The organism is Mucilaginibacter sp. CAU 1740, from assembly GCF_039839285.1.
Classification (GTDB): Bacteria; Bacteroidota; Bacteroidia; order Sphingobacteriales; family Sphingobacteriaceae; genus Mucilaginibacter.
Genome location: NZ_JBDOQS010000007.1, coordinates 127870 through 151879, shown reverse-complemented (window position 1 = coordinate 151879; position 24010 = coordinate 127870). Strand labels below are relative to the sequence as shown.

Below are 24010 nucleotides of genomic sequence, written 5' to 3'. Positions count from 1 at the left end.
TGAAGATTTTAGCGTATTTTTGCGCCAAATTATAGGTGCAGCATGATCACGGTATCCAATCTCTCTTTACGTTACGGTAAGCGTACTTTATTTGAAGACGTTAATCTGAAGTTTTCACAAGGCAATTGCTATGGTATTATAGGTGCCAACGGCGCGGGCAAATCAACATTCATGAAAATTCTTTCGGGCGATATTGATCCAACCAGCGGTTCGGTAAGCTTTACCCCCGGCGAGCGCATGGCCGTGTTAAGCCAGAACCATTATGCTTTTGATGAGTTTTCGGTATTAGAAACCGTAATGATGGGACATAAGGAAATGTATGCCATCATGAAAGAAAAAGATGCAATTTATCTGAAAGAAGATTTTAGCGATGCAGATGGTGAGCGCGCCGGTGAACTGGAAAACCTTTTTGCTGAAATGGATGGATGGAATGCCGAAAGCAATGCCGCTACCCTACTCAGTAACCTGGGCATTAAAGAAGAATTTCACTACCAACTGGTAAAAGACCTGGATAATACTCAAAAAGTACGCGTATTATTAGCACAAGCCCTTTTTGGCAAACCAGACATTCTGTTACTGGATGAGCCTACCAACGATTTGGACATTCATACCATAGCATGGCTGGAAGATTTCCTGGCATCTTATGAAGCTATTGTATTGGTAGTATCGCACGACAGGCACTTCCTGGATACCGTATGTACCCACGTGGTAGATATTGACTTTGGTAAGATGACCATCTACACCGGTAACTACACTTTCTGGTACGAATCGAGCCAGCTGGCCTTGAAACAACGTGCCGATCAGAATAAGAAAACAGAAGATAAGATCAAAGAGCTGCAGGAATTTATCCGCAGGTTTAGCGCAAACGCTTCTAAATCGAAACAAGCAACCAGCCGTAAAAAAGCGTTGGATAAGATCAACGTTGACGAGATCCAGCCATCAAACCGTAAATACCCGGGAATTATTTTTAACAATCTTGGCCGTGAAGCTGGCGATCAGATTTTGCAGGTAGAAAACCTGGGCAAAACCCTTAACGGCGAGGTACTGTTCAACAACATCACTTTCACCGTAAATAAAGGCGATAAGATCTCTATCCTATCACAAAACAGCTTAGCTACAACAGCCTTTTACAATATCCTAACTGGCAGGGATAAAGATTTTACCGGTACATTTAAATGGGGCGTAACCATCAATGCTGCCGATATCCCTAACGATAGCAGCGAATACTTCGACGGCAAAAGTGATAACCTGATCGATTGGCTGCGCGAATACTCTCCAGGCGAAAAAGACGACCAGTTTATCCGCGGCTTTTTGGGCCGTATGTTATTCTCGGGCGAGGAAGTAATGAAAAAATGCAGCGTACTATCAGGCGGCGAAAAAATGCGCTGCATGTTCAGCCGCATGATGCTGCAGCAAGCCAATCTGCTGATGTTTGACGAGCCTACCAACCACCTTGACCTGGAATCGATCACAGCACTTAACAACGGGATGAAAGATTTCCGTGGCACGATCCTATTCACCTCACGAGATCATGAATTGGTTGAAACCGTAGCTAACCGTATTGTTGAGCTAACACCGGGTGGCTACATAGATAAATTGATGAGCTACGACGAATATATCAACAGTGCCGTGGTGCAGAAACAGCAAGAAGAGTTATACGCAAGCGCGTAAACAATCCAAATAAGTTAAAGAAGTCCGATTATTTTCTAAATAGTCGGGCTTTTATATTAGTGGGCTATAACAAATGAGCTTACGCTAATCCGAAAGCCTGACTTTCAAGCTGATTAATAGTTGATTCGTCGCTGAAGAGATAAAAATGATCTTTAGTGTATGAATATTGAACATTTAAACCGTGCTGAGAAATAAAGTCCTTGACAATTTTCTCATATTGAAGTTTATTAACTTTAAGTAATTTTCTTTTTTTCATGGGAATGCTTGATGATATTATAAAATTAGTTATCATCCATTAAGAAAACAACAACAGTATTATACAATTGTTGTGAACCTGTTATACATTTTTTATTTTTTGTGACCCTATGAATTTTACTTCACAATAATTTACATTTAACAAACCGTTAACTAAATGTTTTAATTAAAACTATTCGCATATTTGCAACCCGAATAACATCAAAACCCGACTCCGTAGCTCAGCTGGTAGAGCAAATGACTCTTAATCATTGGGTCGAGAGTTCGAATCTCTCCGGGGTCACCCTACTGGACAAGTCCAATAAATCGGTACTTGTCCAGTTTTTTTTCTCTCCTAACCTGCTGTTTATAAGCAAAGTACACCCTACAAATTCGTTGAGACGATTAGTTCGATGTTGCGCTCCATCAAAACGCAAATTTTCAGGATGGATCGAACTAATGATACGTCTTTTCATAGCTATATCGCCTGCTTTATATTTGATTATCAAATCTTTGGCATTTAATAAACCTCTGTTAAGGTGATTCTCGACTAATCTTGAATTCTGTGCAATATCGGGAAGCTTGCTTTCCAGCGATGTAATGTCCTTTTCACATTTTGATTTGATTGCCTGGAAATCGGCCCCTGTAAATTCTCCCGAAATGAGAAGCTCCCTCGCACGATCTATCTTCTCGTTCAATACCTTTATTTGACCAATAATGCTCCTTTGGCTATCATCGCCATTATTTACACTCAACCGATAGGCCTTACTGATAGATTCAAAATAAAAGTCTTGATAGCTTTCTTTAATAGAAATCGTTGCAATATCCTTCTCAAAAAATTCATTAGCCAAATCCGCTCTAAATCTGCATTTACAACCTGCGGTACAATGATAGTAGTAAAAATATGATCGACTGCCCTTTGATGCGCTCCCGGTGAGTTTTCGGTTACATAAAGGACAATGTAGAAATCCCCGTAGTGGAAGCATTTCTAATGAGACAATTTTAGTGCCTTTCATTTTCTTCTTTCCATCCAGAAAATCCTGCGCTTCGTAAAATGTCGCCTCACTGATTAACGGCTCGTGTAATCCATCAACAAGATGTTCATCTTCATCTTTATATTTTGGAATAAGGACTTTTCCATAATAAAATGGGTTTCGAATATGTCTCCAAAAGTTTTTATAAGAGCATTTAAGGCCTTTTTCCTTTGCCATTTCATATACCTGCATAATCGTATATCTGCCTTTGGCAAGTTCTTCAAAAGCCTTTTTGATGGCAGTGGCATTCGGTTCATAGGGAGCGATATACTTTTTCCCCTGTTCATTTATCTTATTGACATAACCATAGGGTGCTGTCGCCATCCAACGCCCTTCTTTTTTTGCTCTGCGCATACCATGAAAAACATTCAACGAACGTCTGTCATTCTCAACTTCCGGGACGGCCAGATAAAACGCAAGCATCATCTTATTTTCAGGAATTGTTAGATCTAATGGTTGCTCTATCGCCTGTGGCTCGACGCCGCTCCGATTAAGCTGATTTATCATAAAATAGGCATCTCCGGTATTTCGACTGAAACGATCCCATTTTGTAAACAAGATAAGATTAGCCATTCCTTTGTCCTTGCGTAGATCAGATAATAGTTTTGTCCAAACAGGCCTATTAAAAGTTTTGGCTGAAAAATCTTCATAATAAACACCGTTAACCTGAATTGATTTAATATCACAATACCGCCGCAACACTTCTTCCTGGTTGCGTTGAGAATATCCCTTTTCTGCCTGTTCATCAGTACTTACCCGAACGTATAATATTGCCTTATCCATCTTGTAATCTTTTGTTTCTCAATTTACCGATTTGTTTAATCCTAAATCAGCCTAAAAGGGCTTGACTGGGTATTTTTTAGTAATTTTTTGTTCTAAAATAGCCCCTGTTGAACGGGGCTATTTGAAGCCTATGCATGTATAAAACCTTGTGCTAATATGTTTTTTAGCCATCCCTCGGCAAACGCTGTGTGCTCATTTTGCATTTGTTCGTCGCAATGTTCTACAACTCCGCAGTAGAATGTTATACTTACCTGATAAATTCCAAGGTTTGCCTGCTCAAAGGAATACGGAATAATTTGTACATGGTCATAACCTGAATTGTCACATGTTCTTCCATCAATGAAGACAAAACAAACTTCGGGGTCTTGCATTAGATCACCGTTTTGCTTGTAATAATGGCAAAGGCTAAAGAGCAAAGCTTCACCATCATAGGCATCGCCAATTTTTTCAATTACCAAAGGCATAAATGGCTCGTTCTCAATTTTAAGATGCTGCTTACCGTTTAGTTTTTCAATCAGCAAGCAGAATATTTCAGTACTTTCTTTATTTAAAATTTTCATAATTATCTTTTTAAGTGATGCTGCCTTGGCCTATATTCATTTAATAGTTCGCTTCCGTACTTGATGCGTATCTCATCCAATGATTTGCCACTGCTTTGGCTGACCTTGTATTCCGCTGTCCTGAAATACCAGGCCTGTTTTTTTGATGCAAAAAAGAAACCCGCACCTTTTAAAGTCGCCCTAACCGGGTAGGTGCTTCCCGTTACCCAAATCCAGTATCCCACTAATTCAATGCTGATACCTTCGAGGTGTATAATTTGCTCAATGGCTTTGCGGTAGGCTTCCGAGGAAAGGATTTCGTTCTCAGTTTCTTCATCGGAAAGGTTTTCGCCTTTAATGGCCTTCGCACTTGCAAATGCATATTCTTTATTGATTTCCTGCATAGTTGCAGTATCGCCTCCCAAATCCGGATGAAATTGCTTAGCCAATTTCTTGTATTGCGCCTTAACCTCGTCAAGGGTTGTGCAGTCATTAAACCATTTCATAGGCGTTTAGAAACTCGTTGTACTCAAATTGGAATAATGCAGGGTCGGCAGTCGCTAAATCCTGCGCATAACCCGGCCAAAATATTTGGTTGGTTAACTCGATAAATAATTCTATCATTGTTGCAGCTATTAAGATGTAACTATCTAAGCAAGATGCCCTATGTATCACGGTACACAGGGCATCGCCCATTAATTGAGTTATGCAGGAATAATTATTTCGGCTTCGATCTCTGCCAATTTTTCAACGCAAAGGCTGTTCACGTACTGTGTTACGTGGTCGATGATATAGGCGTTCTTTGTTACAAACTCGTTATTGTTATCATCCCGGAGAATAAGTTCACACCGGTAAAATTTATTATTTTCGGTTACATCCCCATCCTCATTAGCCTGAATAGTAAAGGTGTCGAGATTGTCGATAGTGCCTTTAAGCCTGTCGCGCTGTGCAATCTTTTTGCTTAAATCGCCTACCAGTTTTACAGTTGCATCAAGATTGAAAAATGGCTTAAGGCTAAAGTGCTCTTTGATCTCTTTTTTTGTCGGCTCACCTTGTGCCTGCGCTGCTTCACCTTGTTTTATTTGGCCGGCTTCGGTTTCGCCTCCAACGTTAGCGGGGTGGTTATCCACTGCAATGTTACTATCGGCCTTAATTTCTGTGCTTCCGGCTTGCGGGCCTGCTTCCTTTTGCGGATCGCCATTTTTTGCCTCATCGTTTTGTTTTTCATTTTTAGCCTCCTTACCTGTGATGTTCGGGCGGTTGTTGTTTTTAACTAATTTATTGTTTTTAGCGCTTTGGTTTTCGATTACTGTAGTTTTCATGGTCTTATTTTTTTAGTGATTTGATTATTATTTACTGCTCTGTGATAGGTTATTGGTTTTTAGTCGCTGGATGGGTGGCGCTTTATTTTTTAAACTTTTCATTTCCGGTGCTTTTTATTTTGCTCTTTAAGTGATGCTCGCATGCGCTCGCTCTCGCTTTTTATTAAGCACCTCACCTGTAAAAGCCGGTCACTAAGGCAAGCCTTTTGGCAAAAAAATACACTCTCCAACACCCGCCGCGATAGCGGCATCCGATGAAAAAAATGAGAGGAAGATTTTTTTTCCAAAACCCGCAGGGCTCGGGCTTGCTGTGTGGACGGCTTATCAGAAATTTGTTTAATAAAAGGCCGAGAACGCGCTTTTTATTGACTTAAAACACCGCAGCCGAAAAGAATTGGCACTGGCGCAGCCTGTGCCTTCCGCGGGAAGTTGCTGAATGCAGGAACGAAATGAAGCGGCTGCACCGCCCTCACATATCTCTTTAACTTTACATAAACGACATTCGAGGATGCCGTAATAAAAAAAGCGAAACTACCAGCCGCATTTACTTACAAAGGCCATAATCGGTGGTGCGGTGGGGAATAATTTTTGGTAATGACGTATGATTGCAATATCGTAAGGAAAAAATATTGATACTCAAAATCGTGATATTTAAGGGATTTGAAATCTTTTATCGTTTATAAAGCCCTTGTCGGTTAACGTTTTTAAGAAGGCGACAATTTTAGTTTGGTCATCATTTGACAGCCTTAAACCTGTGACGCCATTATTTATTAAGGCTATATCGGGATTAGTTTTTTGCGATATTCCATTTGAGTAATGCGCCATCACATCCTTAAGTGTGGCAAATCTGCCGTCGTGCATATAAGGAGCAGTCACTTCAACATTTCTCAACGATGGCACCCGGAATTTGAATTTGTCGTTAGGACTATTAGTGATAATAAATCTTCCATAGTCACCAGACTGAAGGTCAAGCCCATTGCTACGGTACGAATGATCAGTAAAGAGCGGTTCAGCATGGCAGGTGTTGCACTTTTTCTTAAACAACACATATCCCTGCTTTTCAACTTCAGTGAAATCGGCACCTCTCTCATGACGGGCATATTTGTCATATCTTGAATTCGATGATACCATAGCGCACATGAATTGTGTAAGCGCATCTACCACACGTTCAGGACTAATTTTTACACTTTTAAAAGCAGCGTCAAAAAGAAGCGGATACGGCTCAGTTGTCTGCAGCCGAGCGGAAACGATGTTGAGATCAATTGCCAATTCGCACCTATTGGTGATAGCCCGGTTAACGGTATGGCGCAAATCATGCACGCTGCCATCCCACATAAATGATTTGTCCCACGCCAGATTAAATAAAGCAGGGGTATTCCGGCTTCCGGCACATTGTTTTATACCGTGACTAACCGGGAAATTCAAATTAGAAAAAGCGGCGAATGACTGGTGGCAATTTGCGCAGGTAATAGATTGATCCAATGATAACAATGGCTCATAAAACAGTAATCTTCCTAATTTAAAACCAGCAGGAGTTACTGGATAGTACTCAAAATCATATGAAGGCTCAGGAAAATTAGGTGGCCTTTTAAACGTGGCATTTTCCGATGAACTGTTGTAATTTATTTTCGTCGGCTGAAGATTATAAGCGGTAAAGCCGATTATCAAATTCAAGATCGCCCCGATAACTACCAACTTTAATTTCATAGTTACAATAATTAATAAAACATACCAGTTAGTATGTTTTAGTGCAAATTTTTTTACGCTAGCTGCTTCAAATATTTTTCAAATTCCCCAAGAAAAGAAGCATAGGAGCTTTTGCCAAGGACCTTCCCCAGGTTTCGTGCGCCCCCGTAATTAGTGATAATGTGTAATGCAATTTTCCCGGCATTATGGTCCTTACTCAATTCGCCAAGGTCCTGCGCTTTAAGTATTTCAATTTCCAACACTTCACGCCAGGTGTTAATAACCCGGCTTAAAGCCTTATAAAACGCCTTATTAAGCGACGCCATTTCCTCCACAAGATTGATAACCGGACAACCGAATTCTACCTTGAAGACCTCATAATTTGACAGGATGCCCTTCATCATTTTATAAATTCTTGCACGAATGTCACCCGGTTGTTTCAAGTATTTTGTCATCAATGGAATCAGTTTAGGATACATCAAATCGTTCACCATAGCTATTCCCATTTCTTCTTTGTTTTTAAAATGATAGAAAAACGCGCCTTTAGTAACTTGAGTAGTTGCAATGATTTCATCTATACTGGTCGCCTGGTAACCCTTTCTGTAGATTAACTCCGACGCCTTTTCCAGTATGTTCATCCGGGTTGCTTCTGCTTTGGCCATAAAATACTAAATAGTATGTTGCAAAAATATGAAAATAAGGTATATAACGGCTTTAATCTGCCCCATGAACTTTAAATAATCATCAATTTGTCAAAAGCAAACAGGTCTGTCTACTTTTGCATATTTAGTACACTAATCTGTCTACATTTGTTTGATATAATTTAAAAAACTTTTAACTACAATTTTTATGGCTGTAGAATTCAAACTACCGGATACCGAAATAACAAGGCTGGCCCACGACCTTGTCCGAAGTGCGTCGAACGATATGCTTTATAATCACCTTATGCGCTGTTATTTTTTTGCCGAGTTGATAGCTGAGCAGGAAAACGCAGATGTAGATCTTGAATTGATTTTTTTATCGACAACAATGCATGATCTTGGATTCACAGATTTAGGGAGAGGCCCTAATCGGTTCGAAATTGAAGGCGCACATGCGGCAAGGAAGTATCTTATAGACTGGGGTGTGCCGGAAGACAGAACCTGGAAAGTGTGGACTAATATAGCCGCGCATACTTGGGACATTAATTTGTTCAAGGAAAATGAATCGCGTATTTCTCAATTGGGAATTTTGTACGATGTAATTGCGTTGCCGCCTGAAGTTAAGCTTGACCAGGATAAAGTGGATGAGATTGTGAAACGTTACCCAAGACTGGACTTTAAACGGGGATTTTATGAGATGCACCGGGAGGAGCTTAATAGCAAAAGTCCATATCCGCATCGGTTCCACATGTGTACTTGTATCGCACACGAACAAGGGCATAAACTGGAAATACCTGATCCGAAAGCTTGGCTTGACGGTGCACCGTTCTCTGAGTAATTTTTATATTCAATGATTTTTCGACACTTGACTAAGCATCCGGTAGTTTTCACTGCCGGATGTTATTTAACAGTTAAAACAGTTGCTCACTGTCATCGGGGACAAAACAGCGGTTGGAGCGTCCGGCTTCAACTGAGACACACTTTGTACAATCCCGGCTTTCTCTAGAGTGACTGACTGACTCGAGATGGGCGACATAAATGTGTCTTTGCTTCAGTTGCAACCATAAAAGTTATTTTTATAGTTCATTCATTAAGGTCGAAATGACCTAGGTCGACACATTCTTAATTTAAAAACATCCGTTTAAAATCTTTGGGGGTTTTGCCTGCCTCTTTTTTAAATAATTTCGAAAAGTATGACATATTTTCAAATCCCAAGGAATAGGCTATTTCAGATATGTTGTCGGCGGATTCACGTAGTTTATTTTTTGCAACAGTAATGAGTGCGATATGGATCAGTTCCTGCGCTGTTTTCCCCGTTTCCATTTTCAAGGCGTTGCTTAGATAACGAGGTGACATATTCAAGGCGGAAGCCATATATGCCACAGACGGTAAGCCTTCTTTCAGGAACTTTTCTTCCCGAATAAAACTGTCTAACAATTTATTAAAAGCTGTAACCGTTTTCCCGCTTAATTCTTTCCGGTTAATAAATTGCCTTTTGTAAAATCGCTCAGCATACTTCAATAAGGAATGAATGTTCACGAGGATAATATCTTTGCTGAATTCATCCTGGTTGTTGGTATATTCAGATTCGATGGACTCGAATAATCTTGCAATCACTTTTTCTTCTTTAGGAGACAGATGCAAGGCCTCATCTGTCTCATAATCGAAAAATGCATATTTCTGAATTTCCTCCTGTAAAGCATTACCTAATAAGAAATCTTCATGGAACAGCACGATGTACCCATCTTCTTCAAGCTCTAAATTATTAATCTCGATCACCTGACGGGGTTTCCAAAATACCATTGACCCTTTTTCGTGATCAAATCTGGTACGTCCGTATAACCAATGGCCCGCTTTAATATTTTTTAAGCCGATCATGTAAAAATCACAGGTAAATTCTTTAAAATTTAAGACCAGTCCGGGAGTAACGCGCAATAAACTTAGCATCGGATGTTCCGGAGCCGCAAGGCCGTTCTCCCGGTGCATCTCACTTAAAGACTTAAAATGTTTCATTGATTCAATAATTAAAAGTAATCAATTCATATATTAATACTTTGTCGCCTAAAAAATTTGTTTTTCAAATTCCTGTTAAATGACAGACGTGAGCTAAATGATCTTAACGTCCAACATTGAGCATACTATTGATACTGATAGCATTAGGCAGAGATTTCTGTCGGTGTAAATTTATCAGCCCATTTTTCTATTTCGTGACTGATTTTATCACGGTTTGTCCTGTAGGTTTGAAAGGAGTCTTGTCCAACAGGCAAATGAAGCGGAGGATTTTCCACAGCAGCCAGTTCAATGACCACTTTTGCAAGTTTAGCGGGATCGCCAGGCTGATTGCCATGCAGTGAATCGGGAACGTTTTTCATTTGTCCAACCATTGTTTCCGCGTAATCAGCTATAACGTTGGCCGTAGCAGAATAAGATTGGGAGTTCAGGAATTGAGTACGAAATAACCCTGGTGCCAGGGAAGTAACTTTGATGTTAAATGGAGCAAGTTCAAGCGAAAGGCCTTCAGAAATGCCCTCAACAGCATATTTAGTAGAACCGTACAAGGCCCAGGCAGGTAAAGCCCCATAACCGAACAACGATGATATATTAATAATGTGGCCTGATTTTCTTTCTCTTAAGTGTGGTAATACCGCGCGAACTACATTCAGCACCCCAAATACGTTGGTATCATACTGACGCCTTACTTCCTCATCGGAAGCTTCCTCGATAGCACCGACAATGCCGAACCCGGCATTATTTACGACCACGTCAAAATGTCCAAATTTTGCAATACCATCATTCACCGCCTGTTTTACTTCTAGTTCTTTTACTACATCCATGGTGACAACGGTAAGTTCTGAAGGGCTACCAAGATCAGACAGCAAAGCAGCGGCATTATTGCGGACCGTTGCGACAACTTTATCCCCGGCCGCAAGGGCTTCCTTTACGATTTCAAGGCCAAATCCTTTACTGGCACCTGTTACAAACCAAACTTTTTGTTTCATGATTTATTTTTAATGATTAATTTTAAACTAATAGCACAAATACCCGCATGCTTACATGCTTCGGATACTGCTTATTCAAAGGTAGATGGGGAGCGTATGGTGGTGCTAACGCTAATTTCAGAATTACTATCACTTATTTACTGATACCATTAATCTGATACGACATGGGGTTTCTAACTTTTTTAGGTAAATTATTTGGTCTTGGCAGACGCTTTAATGGCACTCCGGAGCAATACCTGGCTATGGTACGATACATAGCGGAGAAAAACAATTCAAATTATACCAAGGAAGAAATGCTGCAATGGGGAGAAACTTTTCAGAAGGTCATGAAAGTAAATCTTGGAAAGTACCGGGATTTCAGGGATTTGGCAGAACATGGCATACCTGATACTTCGATGATCAAAACGGTCGACGATAAGGTGAAAGAGATGGGGCAACGCAGAGATCTAATGCAAGCTATTTATGGTCCGAACGCCGATCTTCGCGATGACGATGTGATGAAAAGCGATGAAGCGGGTGCTGTCTTCGCCCGTAATATGGTCAAAGATATTTCGCAACATGTCCAGTTTTCAAAGGAAGAACAGCAAAAGCTAGACGACTTATAGTGCTTATAGCGTCCACTTTTACTACAAGGGTCTGGGTGCGTATTAAACTTTGATAACCTGTTCTTTTATGCAGGGATATCGAATAAAATATTATAAGCTCATTCTAATTACTCTAAAGCAAGTAGGATAAGCTTATAATGTGTACGCGTTAGCGGCCAGTTCTGTTCCGGAAATTAAATAAAGATAGCTTTATTCTTTTCGAAAAAGTCGGAAAGTGTTGTAGGTTGTTTTCCGGTTATAGTTTCAATTAGATCGTTAGTTCCGGCAAAGATGCCGTTAACACAATCCTCAGCCACGTGGGTAACGTGTTGTATAAAATGCTCACTGGCAGGTTTCTTTGAATTGATCTCAAAGAATTGATCAATAGTAACCGGCTTATATTCAACTGATTTTTCTAACACCTTGGATATGACCTCCGCCATTTCGAAAACGTTATATTCATTCGGACCATAAAGTTTAAGAATCTGGCCGCCATAGGTGTCGGTTTCGGTTGCGGCCTTGGCAACAACTCGGCCCAGGTCAGCTGAATCAACAGGTGCCCATCGTCCGTTACCAAAGGGCAAAACAATTTCATTGTTTTCCTGAATAAGGTCGCGGATATAAAGGAACCAGTCATCAAAAAAAGTTGGTCTTAAGTGAACGGTCGGAATGCCCGTTGCATTTAAAATCTGTTCACCTACCCAATGATCCTGAGCTGCATTGCTCTTGGCTTCACGTCTCGCCGAGATTTGCGACATGTTGACTATGCCTTTCAGACCATTTTCTTTAGCTGCCTGGGCAAAATAAGCTGTTGCTTCTAACACCCCGGGGACTAATATCGGGAAAACCAGGTAAGCGGTGTCTATGCCTTTCATAGCTGCAGAAATGTCGTCAAGATTCAGCAGGTCACCTAATACGACCTCAACGCCTTTTTGCTCAAGTTGCCTGGAACGATCATCTTGACTACGCACCATCGCCCTTACTGGATATCCCATCTTTAATAACTCGTCAACAGCAGCTCCGCCGCTTTTACCGGTCGCACCGGTTATCAGTACCTTAATTTGCTTTTCCATTTTGAAAATATTTTTATTATTGAATGCTCGAATTTTGCATAGTCAAAGGTAGTTTTAACCCAAAAGCGGGTGCTAACACTAATTTCAGATTTACTATCACTTTTATGCCGCTATCTTAGTCTTATTGCCCATTTAGCACCAAATTTCAGGAAGGCTATGGTTTGTAGCCTTTGGTTGGCTATGATTGGAATGATAAATAATATTAACCTTACCGGCCCAATGATAAAGTAGTACTATTTATAGTAAGGCGATATCAATAAGTACACAATTACTCCTGTAGAACTTACATAAAGCCAAATCGGCATAGACCAACGCGTTATTTTCTTATGTAATTCAATCTGCATATTTAAACCTCTGCCTATTGATATTAATGCCAGAGGAACTATGATGATAGCGAGAAAAATGTGGGTGACCAATATAAAATAATAGATATAACGAATACCACCGTGGCCGCCGAACTTGGTTGACGGAGTTGTAAAATGATGAAGAAGATACGAGCCTAAAAAGATTAACGTGCAAAAAAATGCGGCCCATACGAGATTGCGGTGAACCTGTATTTTTTTCCGTTTGATAGCAATGAGTGCCAGTAAGAGAAAAATAAAGGTTAATCCGTTCATGATTGCTTCCAAAAGTGGAAGAAATGATAGACTGTATCGCGCAAAATTCTCTTTATGGGGAAGAAATATCGCGAAAACGATAAGTCCATTTATGGCTATTGCCAAAGTCCAAATCAACGGTTTGTAATTTCTAATCATGGATTTCAATTTATTATCTAAAAATGTCTTAAATAAGGTCTGCTGGTCAAAGGCGAAAACGGCCAGGGTATATTCGCCAGGATAATGAGAAGTCCTATGGTATACCATATAGCCATGGTCTTGAATTTCCCACGGTCGTCGATCTTGCGTTTTGCCTTAGCTGATCCAATAGAAATAACGATAATGGCCAGCACCATCATGACGCTGTGTTCCATTCCGAAAAATCTGATCCCCCGTTGGGAGACAGCTTGACTGTAACGGTGTAAAAAATAGTCGATGAGGGGGCTGATTGAGTAAAGCCAAAGGCCTAAAACAAGCTGTATGTGTGCAATCGTCGCAGTCCAGTGTCTAACGCCGTTATCTTGAGACGTAAACATTCGCTCAAATAACCAACCGCGATATGCCCTGGTAATTGAAATTAGCAAGCCGATCAGTACGAGCCAGCGTACCAGCGAATGGATGATTAGAATCGTCGGATACATTTTGAATTATAGGGTACGAAGTTATACAAAACATACTACTTAGTATCTTTTGTAAAGCAAAAAAATAAATCTCTCCGGCAAATGCTGTCAGAGAGATTTAGAAACTACTGATGAATAAGGCTGCAACCGACGCTCACTCGTCAAATGGCGCGCTGCCTAAAAAGTCTTCCGGTTTTGGAATGGCAAGGGTTCCGGTTCGATGATGTTCGATGCAGCTGCATAAATGGAATCGGTGGGGATAAGGCTGTTTACTGTCCAGCTCTTTTTCAAAAACCTCTAAAAAGCCACGCTTGAATCCAACCCGTGGATAGTGGTACAATATTTCGGCAACGTCTTTAGGATTAAGACTTATTTCGGGAGGCAAGGCTGTTAAATCATAAAGTATTCCAAATTGCATAATACGGGTAGCTTCGTCTTTAAAAAGGTTCATATCACCGACATGTAAAGCAATGTTATGCCATACCTGCCACGTTCTTTCATCCGGCACACCTCTTTCTAAAAGGAAATTTCGGGCTGCATGTGCACCCTCGATTTCAAATCTGTTCGGTCCGTGGCCTGCTTCGGTAAAACCTAAGTCGTGAAGCACAGATGAAACGAACATAAGTTCGTGATCAATTTTAGCGTTTCTTTGCTTCGCAAATAGCTCGCCGAAATAATAACAGCGCATAACATGGTTAAACAACACGTCGCTGGAAACAGAACGGGCAAACTCTTCAGCCTCCCTGGCAATACTGGAGTCGGGAACTTTGATGTCCAAGATCATAATAAAATTATTGTGACGCTTTCAAAAAGCGGCTGATGAATAAGAAAACAAAGGCGGTCTATTAGTTAACAGAGCCGCCTAATTAATTTACGCGTGCTCAACAGCAGGAATGTCGCGAATCACTTCAGTCAATTCACCGGAATTCATCTCATAGAAAAGGCCATAAAGGTTAATATTCTTTGGGACAGCAGGGCTGTTGCGAAGCAAATCTATGTCGTGTTTGATCGATTTCTCATAATCCATGATAGCCAAGCTGTCATGATCAAACAGTTCGGTTAAATCTGCGTGATGATGATCGTGAAATTCATTAACTAATTGGTCAGGTGTGAACGCTGTTGCGCCGCAAAAAGAATGGTGAACAACATATATGTTTTCGAAATGGAACAGATATTCCATAGTAGCTACTGATTGAAGAGCAGATAATGCACGACCTCCAGCATTTGACACTTCAAATAATGTTCTGGTGTGGCCTATCTTAGCGCCTTCATTTATAATGTTTTCGCCTGGGTACACTTCGCCCTCATAATGTTCAGCAACTTTTTGCGGGATCTCTGCGGCACGTGGGTCAAAGCAATAGATCACAAGTGATTTCATCGGGATGGCTTGATTGAATCCCTGAAAATTGTTTTGATCGAACCAGGGTTGATTCCTGAATTCGAATTGGTTGTAATTTGTCATTTTTTTTTCTCCTTTATTTTAAATGCGTTTATTAATTATCTTTGTCAAAAGTAAACAGTTCTGTCTACATTCCAAATAAAAAGTAGACAAATCTGTTTACTTTTTTAAAAGGTTACTAAAGGATGATAATTATGGAGACTTCTGTTTTAGATTTTAAGGATCTGCGCACGGCTGAAATAGAAAAATTGAAACCCAAGGAGCGAATTTTAAAGACCGCTTATGCGCTCTTCAACAAATTCGGGTTTAACGTTATTGGTATAGACCGGATAATAGCAGAAAGCGGCGTTTCTAAACGATCATTTTATCAATATTTTCCGTCCAAGACAGATTTGATGGCAGCATGTTTGGATTTCAGGGAGGCCCTTCGGTTTAAAGATCTGGAGAAAAGGGTATCTTTACTTGACGGAAATCCAAAAGCGGAAATCTTAGCAATTTTTGATTCATTATATGAATGGTTTTCGGAAGAGGATTTTAACGGATGTGCTTTCAATCGTGGGATGAATGAGTTTAATTATACTGATTCAAAACCGCTTCGGGATAAAGTAGATCAACATTTTATTCAGTGGGCCGCTTTTATCAAATCTCGTTTGGACAAACTTACGACCGCCGAAAAGTCCGAAATACTTGTTGCTCAATTATTGAGCCTCATTACAGGAGCGCCGATAATTGCAATGATATCGGGAAATCGAGAGGTTGCTTTGTTTGATAAAAAAATTGCAGAAGATCTTTTAGCAACAATTTAAGCTAATAATACCGGAACGACTGGAAATAAAAGAGCTGCCTATAATTGCAGCTTCTTTATGTATTAAATTAATTTATTGGGCAGGCTGCCGGTTCATGGGTGATTACTGTATAAGTTCTACATAACATTAAATCAATACGCCCATTTTAAGTATAGCGATCCCCAGGTAAAACCACCACCAAAGGCCGCTATTATTAAATTATCTCCCTTTTTGAATTGATTTTCCCATTCCCATAAACAAAGGGGTATGGTTCCGTTAGTTGTGTTACCATATCGCTCAATATTGACAGTTACTCTTTCAGAAGGAATTCCAGTGCGATTTGCAGTTGCATCGATAATTCGCTTATTAGCTTGATGAGGCACAAGCCAGGCAACGTCTTCAGCCGCCAATTGGTTTTTCTCCATTATCTCAGCAGCGACATCTGCCATATTTGTAACTGCAAACTTAAATACTGACTGCCCTTCCTGAAATGCATAGTGCTCTTTTGCGTCTACCGTTTCATGGGTTGCGGGTTTTAGAGAACCTCCGGCTCTCTGATATAAAAACTCCCGGCCAGATCCATCACTTTTGAGAATTGAGTCCATTATACCCAGGCCTTCGGAATTTGGTTCGATTAAAGCACAACCGCACCCATCTCCAAATATTATGCAGGTCGCCCGATCTTCGTAATTTATAATTGATGACATTTTATCGCCTCCGACCACTAAAACTTTGCTGTGTTTACCGCTTTCAATAAAAGATGCAGCTGTAGCCAGTCCAAATAAAAAGCCGGAACAGGCTGCTTGTAAATCGTATCCCCAAGCATTTTTAGCCCCAATTTTATCCGCTAAAATATTAGCAGTAGCTGGGAAAAGCATATCTGGCGTTGAGGTGCAAAAAATAATGAGGTCTATCTGATCTGCTGATATTCCTCGTTTTGTTAGTAATCCATTCACCGCGGGGACTGCCATGTCTGAAGTTGCCAGCCCTTCACCAGTCAAAATACGCCTTTCCTTAATCCCAGTTCTGCTGGTAATCCATTCATCATTAGTATCTACGATTCTTTCTAAATCATGATTTGTCAATACAGAATCTGGGACATATCCATGCACCGCAGTAATTGCGGCTAATATTTTGTTCATTATATAATCTCCTAAAAGTAATTTATTTGAGTGGACCTCTCAATGGATCTTGTGAGGCTCTATCGTAAGAAATTAGCATTGTCAAACAAATAGTTTGAAAAGAGACGCTGGCAAAAGACATCCAACCTTAAGCCAGCGATTCTCATAATCTTCTTGTGAGTAACAACAGGCAAAATTTTAAAGAATGATTAGTCATTCCCTTCAAAAAGTACAGCCATATGGTCGCCGCCTTTAGTACGATGTTCGCGTAGTGCGGTATATTCATCGCTGTAATACCACTTTTTTGCATCTTCCATCGATGGAAACTTTACTAACCTTGCTGTTTCAGTTGGCTGACCTTCCAAATTCTCATGTTTTGTACCATAAGCTAATATCTCAATGGGGTGATTTCCAACTGCAGTAGCGATGTTTTTTTCGTAAAAGTCTAATTCCTCTGCGTCTTTCGTGTTTAGTCTTTGAAATAAAATGTAAGCTGACATAGTTTTAATTGTTTTATAAATATTTATGTTATTAAGATTTCCTCAGAGGAATTTGAAGATTTGTAGGCCTATTTGCCGGGCTGTCAAACGGCCTGCCATCTATATGACGTGCACCATTAAAGAGCATATTGTCTTTGAGTAAGATTAAATCGTATTCTTTAAATGGTTGTCCCTGTTGTAATCCAAAGGCTGGTACGGACTTTCCCAGTATTTGCTTAGGCTCGTTTATCACCCATTCACCTGTTTCGGAACTTACACTTTGATTGAGCGCTGCTGCTAACTGAACATTTTTAATGGTAATAACAAAAAAGCTGTCGGCCGTGTAATCTATCTCAAACGCACCTTCGATTATGGGATGAGGTTGTCCAAGTTGAATATGACCAGCCATATTCATCTCCACCAAGGGGACTTTTCCGAAAGCATCAGCATACGTGACGAATCTAAGTGTAAAACCTTCATCAGATAAGTATTCGAACTCACGAGAACAATAGAGGGGCTTGACCTCTCCGCTTTCTGTTTTAACCGTACTTGGACGAATTTCCGTAGCCAAACTTGCCCATTTATTGCCTTTGATGGCTGTTAATAATTCACTTATTATCATAAAACTGTGTTTCTTAAGATGCCAATTAAAAAATATTACATACCACTTAGTATGTTATTTTACGACGTTGATCTTTTTTACAAGATTACCTAACGCAAATGTATATAAAACATACTAATTAGTATGTTTTGAATTGAATTAATTTTATAAAGATTGAGCCAAGTTTAACAATTAAAAAATTTCGGACAGATCTTTAAAATGGAGTCGATATACAGAGATCTTTATCTATTTAAATCTCCTTTTTAGCTCCGATTTCTTTGAGCATTTCGAGCAAATGATCGTTTGTGATTGGTTTAACGTAAAAGTTGGAAACTTCCTTGTAGGAGGCGGCTTTGACATGATCGGCCTGATCAATGGATGAGCTTACAATATAGACAGTGATTTCTTTACCTATTTTAAATTTTGTGAATTCGTCTAGAAATTGCCACCCATCTAATACCGGCATATTAATATCCAGTAAAATAACTGAAGGTAAAGTTTCGGGAGTTTCAATGATTGGGCGAAGATACCTCAAAGCTTCATCACCATCATTGAAGACAAGTATACTATCACAAAAATCGATTAGCCGCATTTGCTTGCTTAACAGATATGTATACATAGTGTCGTCGTCAATAAGGCACGCAATATCTAATTTTTTCATTTGCAAATTTACTCAAATTCAATTGTAAATGTAGTTCCGGTACCGGGTTCACTTTCCGCCCAAATTCTTCCGCCCATAGCTTCAACTTGATTCTTGACAAGAAATAATCCCATTCCCCTAGCATCTGGATGCCGGTGAAAAGTTTTGTACATTCCGAATAATTTATGTCCATGTAAATTGAGATCTATTCCTAAACCATTGTCTTGGACACTCAGCAAAACTTGACTGGGAGTCTTTTTTGCTGTGATGATAATTCGGGGAGTTCGATCAGGGTGTCGATATTTGAATGTATTACTAATTAAATTAATTAAAATACTTTCCAAATAAGCTGGATTAAATTCTACGCTCAAATCCTTGGCTATAATAATATCAACTTGGGCTTCGCTTTGCATAATTGTAGCAGAGAGAATGTCAATAACCCGTTGTACTTCCTGCTCTAAACGGACCGACACTTTGCCAGCCTGACCGTTGTCATGCACCTTGACAATTTCATTTAAATTTGATAGAGTATCAAGCAAGTTACCTGCGTTTACATTTAACATTTTTATAAGGTTCATTTGCTCATCTCGATCATCTTCGGTGATTATCATATTTGTAAGCATCTGAATATTTCCGGTATGCGACCGTAAATTGTGAGAAACGATGTGTGCGAAGTTCAGTAAGCGACTATTTTGTCCTCTTATAATTTCTGAATTCTTCTTTCTTTCAGTAATGTCCTTGATTTGAGATACGAAATACAGGGGTACGCCAAACTCATCGTGAACAAGAGAAACATTCAAAAGGGCCCATATGATTCTGCCATCATGATGGAAGTATCGTTTTTCCATGCTATACGTGTTGATGGTACCATGTAAGAGCTCCTGCAATTGCTTGAGGTCGCTATCCAGATCCTCCGGATGGGTAAAATCTTGAAAAGTGTGTTGCAAAAAACCCTCCTCATCATATCCCAGCAAGTTACATAAACTGCGATTTACCTTTATCCAGCCTCCTTGCAGAGATACAAGTGCCATACCGATTGGGGCATGATCGAACGCTTTGCTAAAACGCATTTCGCGTTCCTCCAGCAAGCGTTGAAGCTTAATTTCTTTCGTTATGTCTTGCAACGTACCATATATACGCATGCACTTACCATCTAAAACATCAGCTTGAATCCAAATAGTTACCCATTTTAGATCATTTTTCGCTGTTATAAGTTCAAGCCGCTTCGTCTGCGGGACTTGGGTGTGAATCGCTAAATCAATGAGTTCACGAACCTCCTGGGGATTTTTGTAAAATTTGAGAGATTCCTCTAGTTGTGGTGAAAAATTTTCATCGACATCGAGTATTTTCCTAATTACGCTATTCCAGTAAAACTCTCCGGAAAAAAAATTTCTTTCAAAAATGCCGAGGCCGGCAAGGGGGGTTACGCGTTGGTATAAATCAAGTTTTGATTGCATTAAAATAAAATAACGTTATGCCAAAAATATACGCAATATGTTAATATTTAGTTCATGGTTTAAAAAAAGCCATTTGGGTTATGATACAAACTTGTAATTGCTTAATCCCTTGGCCTGAAGGAATCACATTGAATTTTTAAACAACGCATTTCACCTGAGATTCTACTATAATGTGATATCTTTATGCAGACGACAATATCTACGTTGTTATTATGCATAACTTAGTTCATGGTTTTTGAAATAAGTTCGATTGGATAGATGAACTTAAAGGGATCTATCAAAAAGGGAGTTGAAGCAAATTTTATTTGTTGTAGAATGAACTTCGCATTTTTTTCGTTAAAGAGAGAATTGATATTTCCTATCTCCGCTTATTTTTTGGCGATATATGAAAACGCCTAAACCGATTTCAAGTGCGCAGTTCATTCGGTGGCATGTTAGCGTCAAGAAACGCCTCGGTGCCAACAATACTATTAAGGTATAATAAAATGAATACTTTTATAAAGGGTTTGTTTTGTGAACCTAAGAAACACATGGCCTTAATTTTTTTTTCCAACGCCCGCCGCGATAGCGGCATCCGATAAAAAAATGAGAAGAACATTTTTTTTCCAAAACCCGCAGGGCTCGGGCTTGCTTTGTGGACGGCTTATCAGAAATTTGTTTAATAAAAGGCTGAGAACGCACTTTTAATGGGCATAAAACAGTGTAGCCGAAATGAAAGTGGCACTGGCGCAGCCTGTGCCTGCCGCGGGAAGTTGCTGAATGCAGGAACGGAATGAAGCGACTGCACCGCTGAGGTTTTGCACCTTTAAAGGCATAAAAAAGGCCACCCGATACCGGATGGCTTTTTTTTAGAGAATACTTTTAGAGTTTAGTTTGCCTTTTTCTTCAGGCTCGTCACGTCTTTGCGTATTTCTGTTGCCAACACTTTGATTTGCTGCAAGCCATTGCGTAAGCGGGTTCCTGCGGCTCTGTTGCCTTTTTCGTAAAACCTGGCAGCATCTTGTTCAACTGTGTTTAACACATCCTGTAATTCCTTGAACTTTGTCATTTTATTGATTTTATGGTTAATAAATAAATTGATTTAATATTTAGAAGGCCGGAAAAATTATATTTTAACTGAACGGCCTTCTTCCAGATCCTTTTCCTTAACCTTAGCCTGGCTCTTGGTTTCTGATTGTGAAGTTTCGGGCTTTTTGTATAGTTCCCGCTTTTCCCTTTTACCTTTCTCACTGTAGAGATCGAGCGTTTTATATTGCGGTGCGGCTTCAGCCATCAACTTCACCTCTTTGCCTTCACGGTTTACGGCAGTGACAGCTACACGGTCGCCGTTTTTCATCGCGGACATGATAGCCTCCTTTTGAGCCGGGTCGGACAATTCTTTAATTTTAAACCCTTTAAGTGTTTTTTCTAAGTCAAATCCGAATGCCGGATCGTTCATCTGCTTTAGCTTAAAGTTGCCCCAATCATCTTTTTTCTGTTCAAAGTCAAGCTTTATCCAGGCCTTATAGCCTTCGCCGTTCCTCGGATTGATCAGGTCATCCCGGTGGACAGTCCGGCCCTGGACCATATTGGCAGCTTGACTTGCCGAGTAACCGGCTCCTTCTTTCACGTAGAACGTTTGCTTAATCGCGGGGCTGAAATAAGCACCGCGGAAATCATCATGCACGAAATTTACTTTGCCGGTATCCTTGCTGGCCAGTAAATGCCTGCTTTCCGCGCTTTCACCAATACTTAATTCGCTTGTCCCTTTTTGCTTTTTAAAAAACTCGATAGCTTCGTTCGGGCTATCGAACGTTTTTACAAGCGGCTTTTCTTTATTGTCTTTATTTTCCGTCAACACCATGTACGATTGGTTCGGTGCTGACGGCGGCACTTTGCCCGCGACCGCTTCGTATTTGCCGAAATTGTAGGTATCCGAAACACCCGATTTGTGAAAATGCAGGGTAAGGTCAACCTGGCCTTTATCACCGGGTAATTGATCTTTGACGGTAAAGTGCTGCGGTAATTGTCGCATGTTCTTTTCCAGTTCGTCTGCCGTTTTGGGACTGAAACCCAATGCGGTCACCTCTTTCTTTAGGTCTTGCAGATTGTTTAAATTCATTGTACGATGATTTATTGGTTTATCATTTGCCATCTTTTCAGAAACATTTGTCGTCAGCGCTTCTGTGGGATTCGCAGTTTTGAGATCCGCAATGAGATTTTCGATGCGCTGGTAATATAGCGGGTGCTCCTCAGTACCGAATCCTGGTACATGACCCAACTCCTCTTTTTCGTCCAGGTAATCGAGCGCATCGTCCAGCGTTTTGAAAACTTGTATATCGCTTGCTTTTAACTGCGCTTCCCCCGGGCGGGTTTCCACAACGACATAGCCCACGCCATTGCCCTGCGCTTTTTCCATCTTCCCGATGATCTCCGCCGCATGATCTGTGGTTAACAAACTCATATCAGTATTTATTTAATCGGAGCAATACCTGCTGCCCATTATGCAGTTTAACTTTGATCTTTTTTGCCTTTTTACTGATCAGCGTTTTAGCTGCATTTATACCGGCACTGGCTGCCTGCGTGCTTAGCGACATATCCATCGGTAAAAGCTCCATGCCCTGCACTGCATTTGCTGTACCGGTTCCGGCCGCTTCAGCCAATTCGGCTTCGGGCGCGTCTATTCCGGCTAAGCCATCAAGGGAATAAGTTGAAAACGATACCGGTATGATGGATGTGCCGATCCGGATGTTTTTGATATCGAGCAATAACCGCTGGTTAGTGATATTGCAGGCACCGAAAAGCAATTGACCGTTCGGGATTTTGACGTTTTTCACCACTATGGAATCCAGAATACGCAATTTGACCACGCCCCCTTGTGCGACCTTCTGATTTCCCTCTATTATCGCAGGTATGGCCTTAAATATGCTGTCCGCTTTCACTTGCGGAGCGGTATTTGCCGGTGTCGGTTGGGCCGGTACAGGTGTTTGTATTGCAGCTATCTTATCCAGCATTGCATTCAATTGCCTGAGTTCAGGATCTTCTGAATTTTTGTTATTAATTGCCTGAAGCATACCCGTCAGTTTGTCGGTTTCGGAGGTGCTCTGGGTTAGATTTGGTGAATATGTTGAGGGTTTCACAACAGGCTCGGGCTTGTTGATCTCCCGGCTTATCTCAGACAGTTTTTGATTGATCTTAGCGGCACTGGCATCGGCTGAAGGACTGTTAGTTGAATATCCTCCGTGGCCTTCATTCAGGCTGAATATGGGGTTATTGGCATCGCCCCTTGATTTAACAGAGTCTTTAGTCGCCTGATCGTACAGACTAAGCTTATCCTGCGGCTGTGCTTTGCCAAATTTTGCGTCAGGTAACCTGGTATTTATCCCCTTGTTACCGCTTGGCTGGTCGTCCGGTGTGCCTTTGCCGCCTCCCAAGGCAGCGAATAAAAGCGCCGCGCAGAAAATAATGATCACAGGCAACACTAACAGGAATTTACGCAGCCTGGCTTTTTGTTCTTCAGTTTGTTGTTTCATTTGTTTAATATTTTATTTTATTAATACCATGCAAGGATCAGGAGCCACAAGCTTCCCCCACCAAACAGCAGGCAGATCACGGCCAGCATCAGCCACTTGGAGGCATTGTTCCAGTGTTGCGTTTCCCGGTTAAGTTTATCCGCAATCACCCGTTGTACTTTAGTAATTCGCTGACCGATCCGGATCCCGATCCCGCTTTGATGCTTATTTAATTTGTCTTTAAATACCTTCATG

General features: G+C 40.6%; 25 protein-coding genes and 1 tRNA gene. 5 read left to right on the top strand and 21 right to left on the bottom strand.

What is annotated here, in order from left to right; genetic code table 11:
* Positions 1 to 42 precede the first annotated feature (42 nt).
* Both AAFN85_RS16535 and AAFN85_RS16530 read left to right on the top strand, forming a co-directional pair.
* Positions 43 to 1671, top strand: a complete 1629-nt coding sequence (locus AAFN85_RS16535) for an ATP-binding cassette domain-containing protein (protein ID WP_347528709.1) — start codon at positions 43 to 45, stop codon at positions 1669 to 1671.
* Positions 1672 to 2136: 465 nt separating this feature from the next.
* Positions 2137 to 2209 (top strand) — tRNA-Lys (locus tag AAFN85_RS16530).
* On the opposite strand, the gene AAFN85_RS16525 is transcribed toward AAFN85_RS16530, so the two are convergent.
* From AAFN85_RS16525 to AAFN85_RS16495, 7 genes are all read right to left on the bottom strand, one after another.
* A complete protein-coding gene (locus AAFN85_RS16525; protein WP_347528708.1) occupies positions 2175 to 3722 on the bottom strand; it encodes a recombinase family protein in 1548 nt (515 codons plus the stop codon). The two genes, AAFN85_RS16530 and AAFN85_RS16525, sit on opposite strands and share 35 nt — an antisense overlap.
* Positions 3723 to 3850: 128 nt before the next feature.
* The gene (locus AAFN85_RS16520) at positions 3851 to 4282 is read right to left on the bottom strand and encodes a hypothetical protein (protein WP_347528707.1); all 432 of its coding nucleotides are present in this window, start codon (positions 4280 to 4282) and stop codon (positions 3851 to 3853) included.
* A gap of 2 nt (positions 4283 to 4284) precedes the next feature.
* Positions 4285 to 4767, bottom strand: a complete 483-nt coding sequence (locus tag AAFN85_RS16515) for a J domain-containing protein (protein ID WP_347528706.1) — start codon at positions 4765 to 4767, stop codon at positions 4285 to 4287.
* Entirely contained in the window at positions 4754 to 4885 is a 132-nt protein-coding gene (locus tag AAFN85_RS16510; RefSeq protein WP_347528705.1) for a hypothetical protein, read from the bottom strand. Before AAFN85_RS16510 ends, AAFN85_RS16515 begins: the two co-directional genes overlap by 14 nt.
* 80 nt (positions 4886 to 4965) lie before the next feature.
* Positions 4966 to 5583 (bottom strand): hypothetical protein, encoded by a 618-nt coding sequence (locus tag AAFN85_RS16505; RefSeq protein ID WP_347528704.1) that lies wholly within the window; start codon positions 5581 to 5583, stop codon positions 4966 to 4968.
* A 651-nt stretch (positions 5584 to 6234) separates the two neighbouring features.
* Entirely contained in the window at positions 6235 to 7290 is a 1056-nt protein-coding gene (locus AAFN85_RS16500) for a cytochrome c peroxidase (RefSeq protein WP_347528703.1), read from the bottom strand.
* A gap of 53 nt (positions 7291 to 7343) precedes the next feature.
* Positions 7344 to 7907 carry a TetR/AcrR family transcriptional regulator gene (locus AAFN85_RS16495; protein ID WP_347528889.1) on the bottom strand — a complete coding sequence of 188 codons (564 nt, stop codon included), beginning with the start codon at positions 7905 to 7907 and terminating at the stop codon, positions 7344 to 7346.
* Positions 7908 to 8118: 211 nt separating this feature from the next.
* On the opposite strand from AAFN85_RS16495, the gene AAFN85_RS16490 reads away from it, so the two are divergent.
* Positions 8119 to 8748, top strand: coding sequence for an HD domain-containing protein (locus AAFN85_RS16490; RefSeq protein ID WP_347528702.1), 630 nt, complete (start codon positions 8119 to 8121; stop codon positions 8746 to 8748).
* 284 nt (positions 8749 to 9032) lie between these two features.
* Here the strand turns inward: AAFN85_RS16490 and AAFN85_RS16485 are convergent, their stop codons facing one another.
* Both AAFN85_RS16485 and AAFN85_RS16480 read right to left on the bottom strand, forming a co-directional pair.
* Positions 9033 to 9923 carry a helix-turn-helix domain-containing protein gene (locus tag AAFN85_RS16485; RefSeq protein WP_347528701.1) on the bottom strand — a complete coding sequence of 297 codons (891 nt, stop codon included), beginning with the start codon at positions 9921 to 9923 and terminating at the stop codon, positions 9033 to 9035.
* A 143-nt stretch (positions 9924 to 10066) separates the two neighbouring features.
* Positions 10067 to 10909, bottom strand: coding sequence for an SDR family NAD(P)-dependent oxidoreductase (locus tag AAFN85_RS16480; RefSeq protein ID WP_347528700.1), 843 nt, complete (start codon positions 10907 to 10909; stop codon positions 10067 to 10069).
* A gap of 164 nt (positions 10910 to 11073) precedes the next feature.
* Here AAFN85_RS16480 and AAFN85_RS16475 point away from each other — a divergent pair, with 164 nt between their 5' ends.
* Positions 11074 to 11514, top strand: coding sequence for a hypothetical protein (locus tag AAFN85_RS16475; RefSeq protein WP_347528699.1), 441 nt, complete (start codon positions 11074 to 11076; stop codon positions 11512 to 11514).
* Between the two features lie 173 nt (positions 11515 to 11687).
* Here AAFN85_RS16475 and AAFN85_RS16470 read toward each other — a convergent pair whose 3' ends face one another.
* From AAFN85_RS16470 to AAFN85_RS16460, 3 genes are all read right to left on the bottom strand, one after another.
* Entirely contained in the window at positions 11688 to 12566 is an 879-nt protein-coding gene (locus tag AAFN85_RS16470) for an NmrA family NAD(P)-binding protein (RefSeq protein ID WP_347528698.1), read from the bottom strand.
* 1370 nt (positions 12567 to 13936) lie between these two features.
* A complete protein-coding gene (locus AAFN85_RS16465) occupies positions 13937 to 14566 on the bottom strand; it encodes a hypothetical protein (RefSeq protein WP_347528697.1) in 630 nt (209 codons plus the stop codon).
* Positions 14567 to 14653: 87 nt separating this feature from the next.
* Positions 14654 to 15244, bottom strand: a complete 591-nt coding sequence (locus tag AAFN85_RS16460; RefSeq protein WP_347528696.1) for a carbonic anhydrase — start codon at positions 15242 to 15244, stop codon at positions 14654 to 14656.
* 131 nt (positions 15245 to 15375) lie between these two features.
* Between AAFN85_RS16460 and AAFN85_RS16455 the strand changes: the two genes are divergently transcribed.
* Positions 15376 to 15987 carry a TetR/AcrR family transcriptional regulator gene (locus tag AAFN85_RS16455; protein ID WP_347528695.1) on the top strand — a complete coding sequence of 204 codons (612 nt, stop codon included), beginning with the start codon at positions 15376 to 15378 and terminating at the stop codon, positions 15985 to 15987.
* 131 nt (positions 15988 to 16118) lie between these two features.
* On the opposite strand, the gene AAFN85_RS16450 is transcribed toward AAFN85_RS16455, so the two are convergent.
* From AAFN85_RS16450 to AAFN85_RS16410, 9 genes are all read right to left on the bottom strand, one after another.
* The gene (locus tag AAFN85_RS16450) at positions 16119 to 17108 is read right to left on the bottom strand and encodes a beta-ketoacyl-ACP synthase III (RefSeq protein WP_347528694.1); all 990 of its coding nucleotides are present in this window, start codon (positions 17106 to 17108) and stop codon (positions 16119 to 16121) included.
* Between the two features lie 188 nt (positions 17109 to 17296).
* Positions 17297 to 17587 (bottom strand): DUF1330 domain-containing protein, encoded by a 291-nt coding sequence (locus AAFN85_RS16445; protein ID WP_347528693.1) that lies wholly within the window; start codon positions 17585 to 17587, stop codon positions 17297 to 17299.
* 31 nt (positions 17588 to 17618) lie between these two features.
* Positions 17619 to 18188: a hypothetical protein gene (locus tag AAFN85_RS16440; protein WP_347528692.1), complete on the bottom strand. Its 570-nt coding sequence runs from the start codon at positions 18186 to 18188 to the stop codon at positions 17619 to 17621.
* A gap of 229 nt (positions 18189 to 18417) precedes the next feature.
* Complete coding sequence (locus tag AAFN85_RS16435) at positions 18418 to 18828, bottom strand: response regulator (RefSeq protein WP_347528691.1); 411 nt, start codon at positions 18826 to 18828, stop codon at positions 18418 to 18420.
* Positions 18829 to 18836: 8 nt separating this feature from the next.
* A complete protein-coding gene (locus AAFN85_RS16430) occupies positions 18837 to 20264 on the bottom strand; it encodes a PAS domain S-box protein (RefSeq protein WP_347528690.1) in 1428 nt (475 codons plus the stop codon).
* An 868-nt stretch (positions 20265 to 21132) separates the two neighbouring features.
* Positions 21133 to 21312 carry a histone H1 gene (locus AAFN85_RS16425; RefSeq protein WP_347528689.1) on the bottom strand — a complete coding sequence of 60 codons (180 nt, stop codon included), beginning with the start codon at positions 21310 to 21312 and terminating at the stop codon, positions 21133 to 21135.
* A 57-nt stretch (positions 21313 to 21369) separates the two neighbouring features.
* A complete protein-coding gene (locus AAFN85_RS16420; RefSeq protein WP_347528688.1) occupies positions 21370 to 22701 on the bottom strand; it encodes a hypothetical protein in 1332 nt (443 codons plus the stop codon).
* Between the two features lie 7 nt (positions 22702 to 22708).
* A complete protein-coding gene (traM, locus tag AAFN85_RS16415; protein ID WP_347528687.1) occupies positions 22709 to 23776 on the bottom strand; it encodes a conjugative transposon protein TraM in 1068 nt (355 codons plus the stop codon).
* Between the two features lie 20 nt (positions 23777 to 23796).
* The gene (locus AAFN85_RS16410; RefSeq protein ID WP_347528686.1) at positions 23797 to 24009 is read right to left on the bottom strand and encodes a hypothetical protein; all 213 of its coding nucleotides are present in this window, start codon (positions 24007 to 24009) and stop codon (positions 23797 to 23799) included.
* Position 24010: the final 1 nt, after the last annotated feature.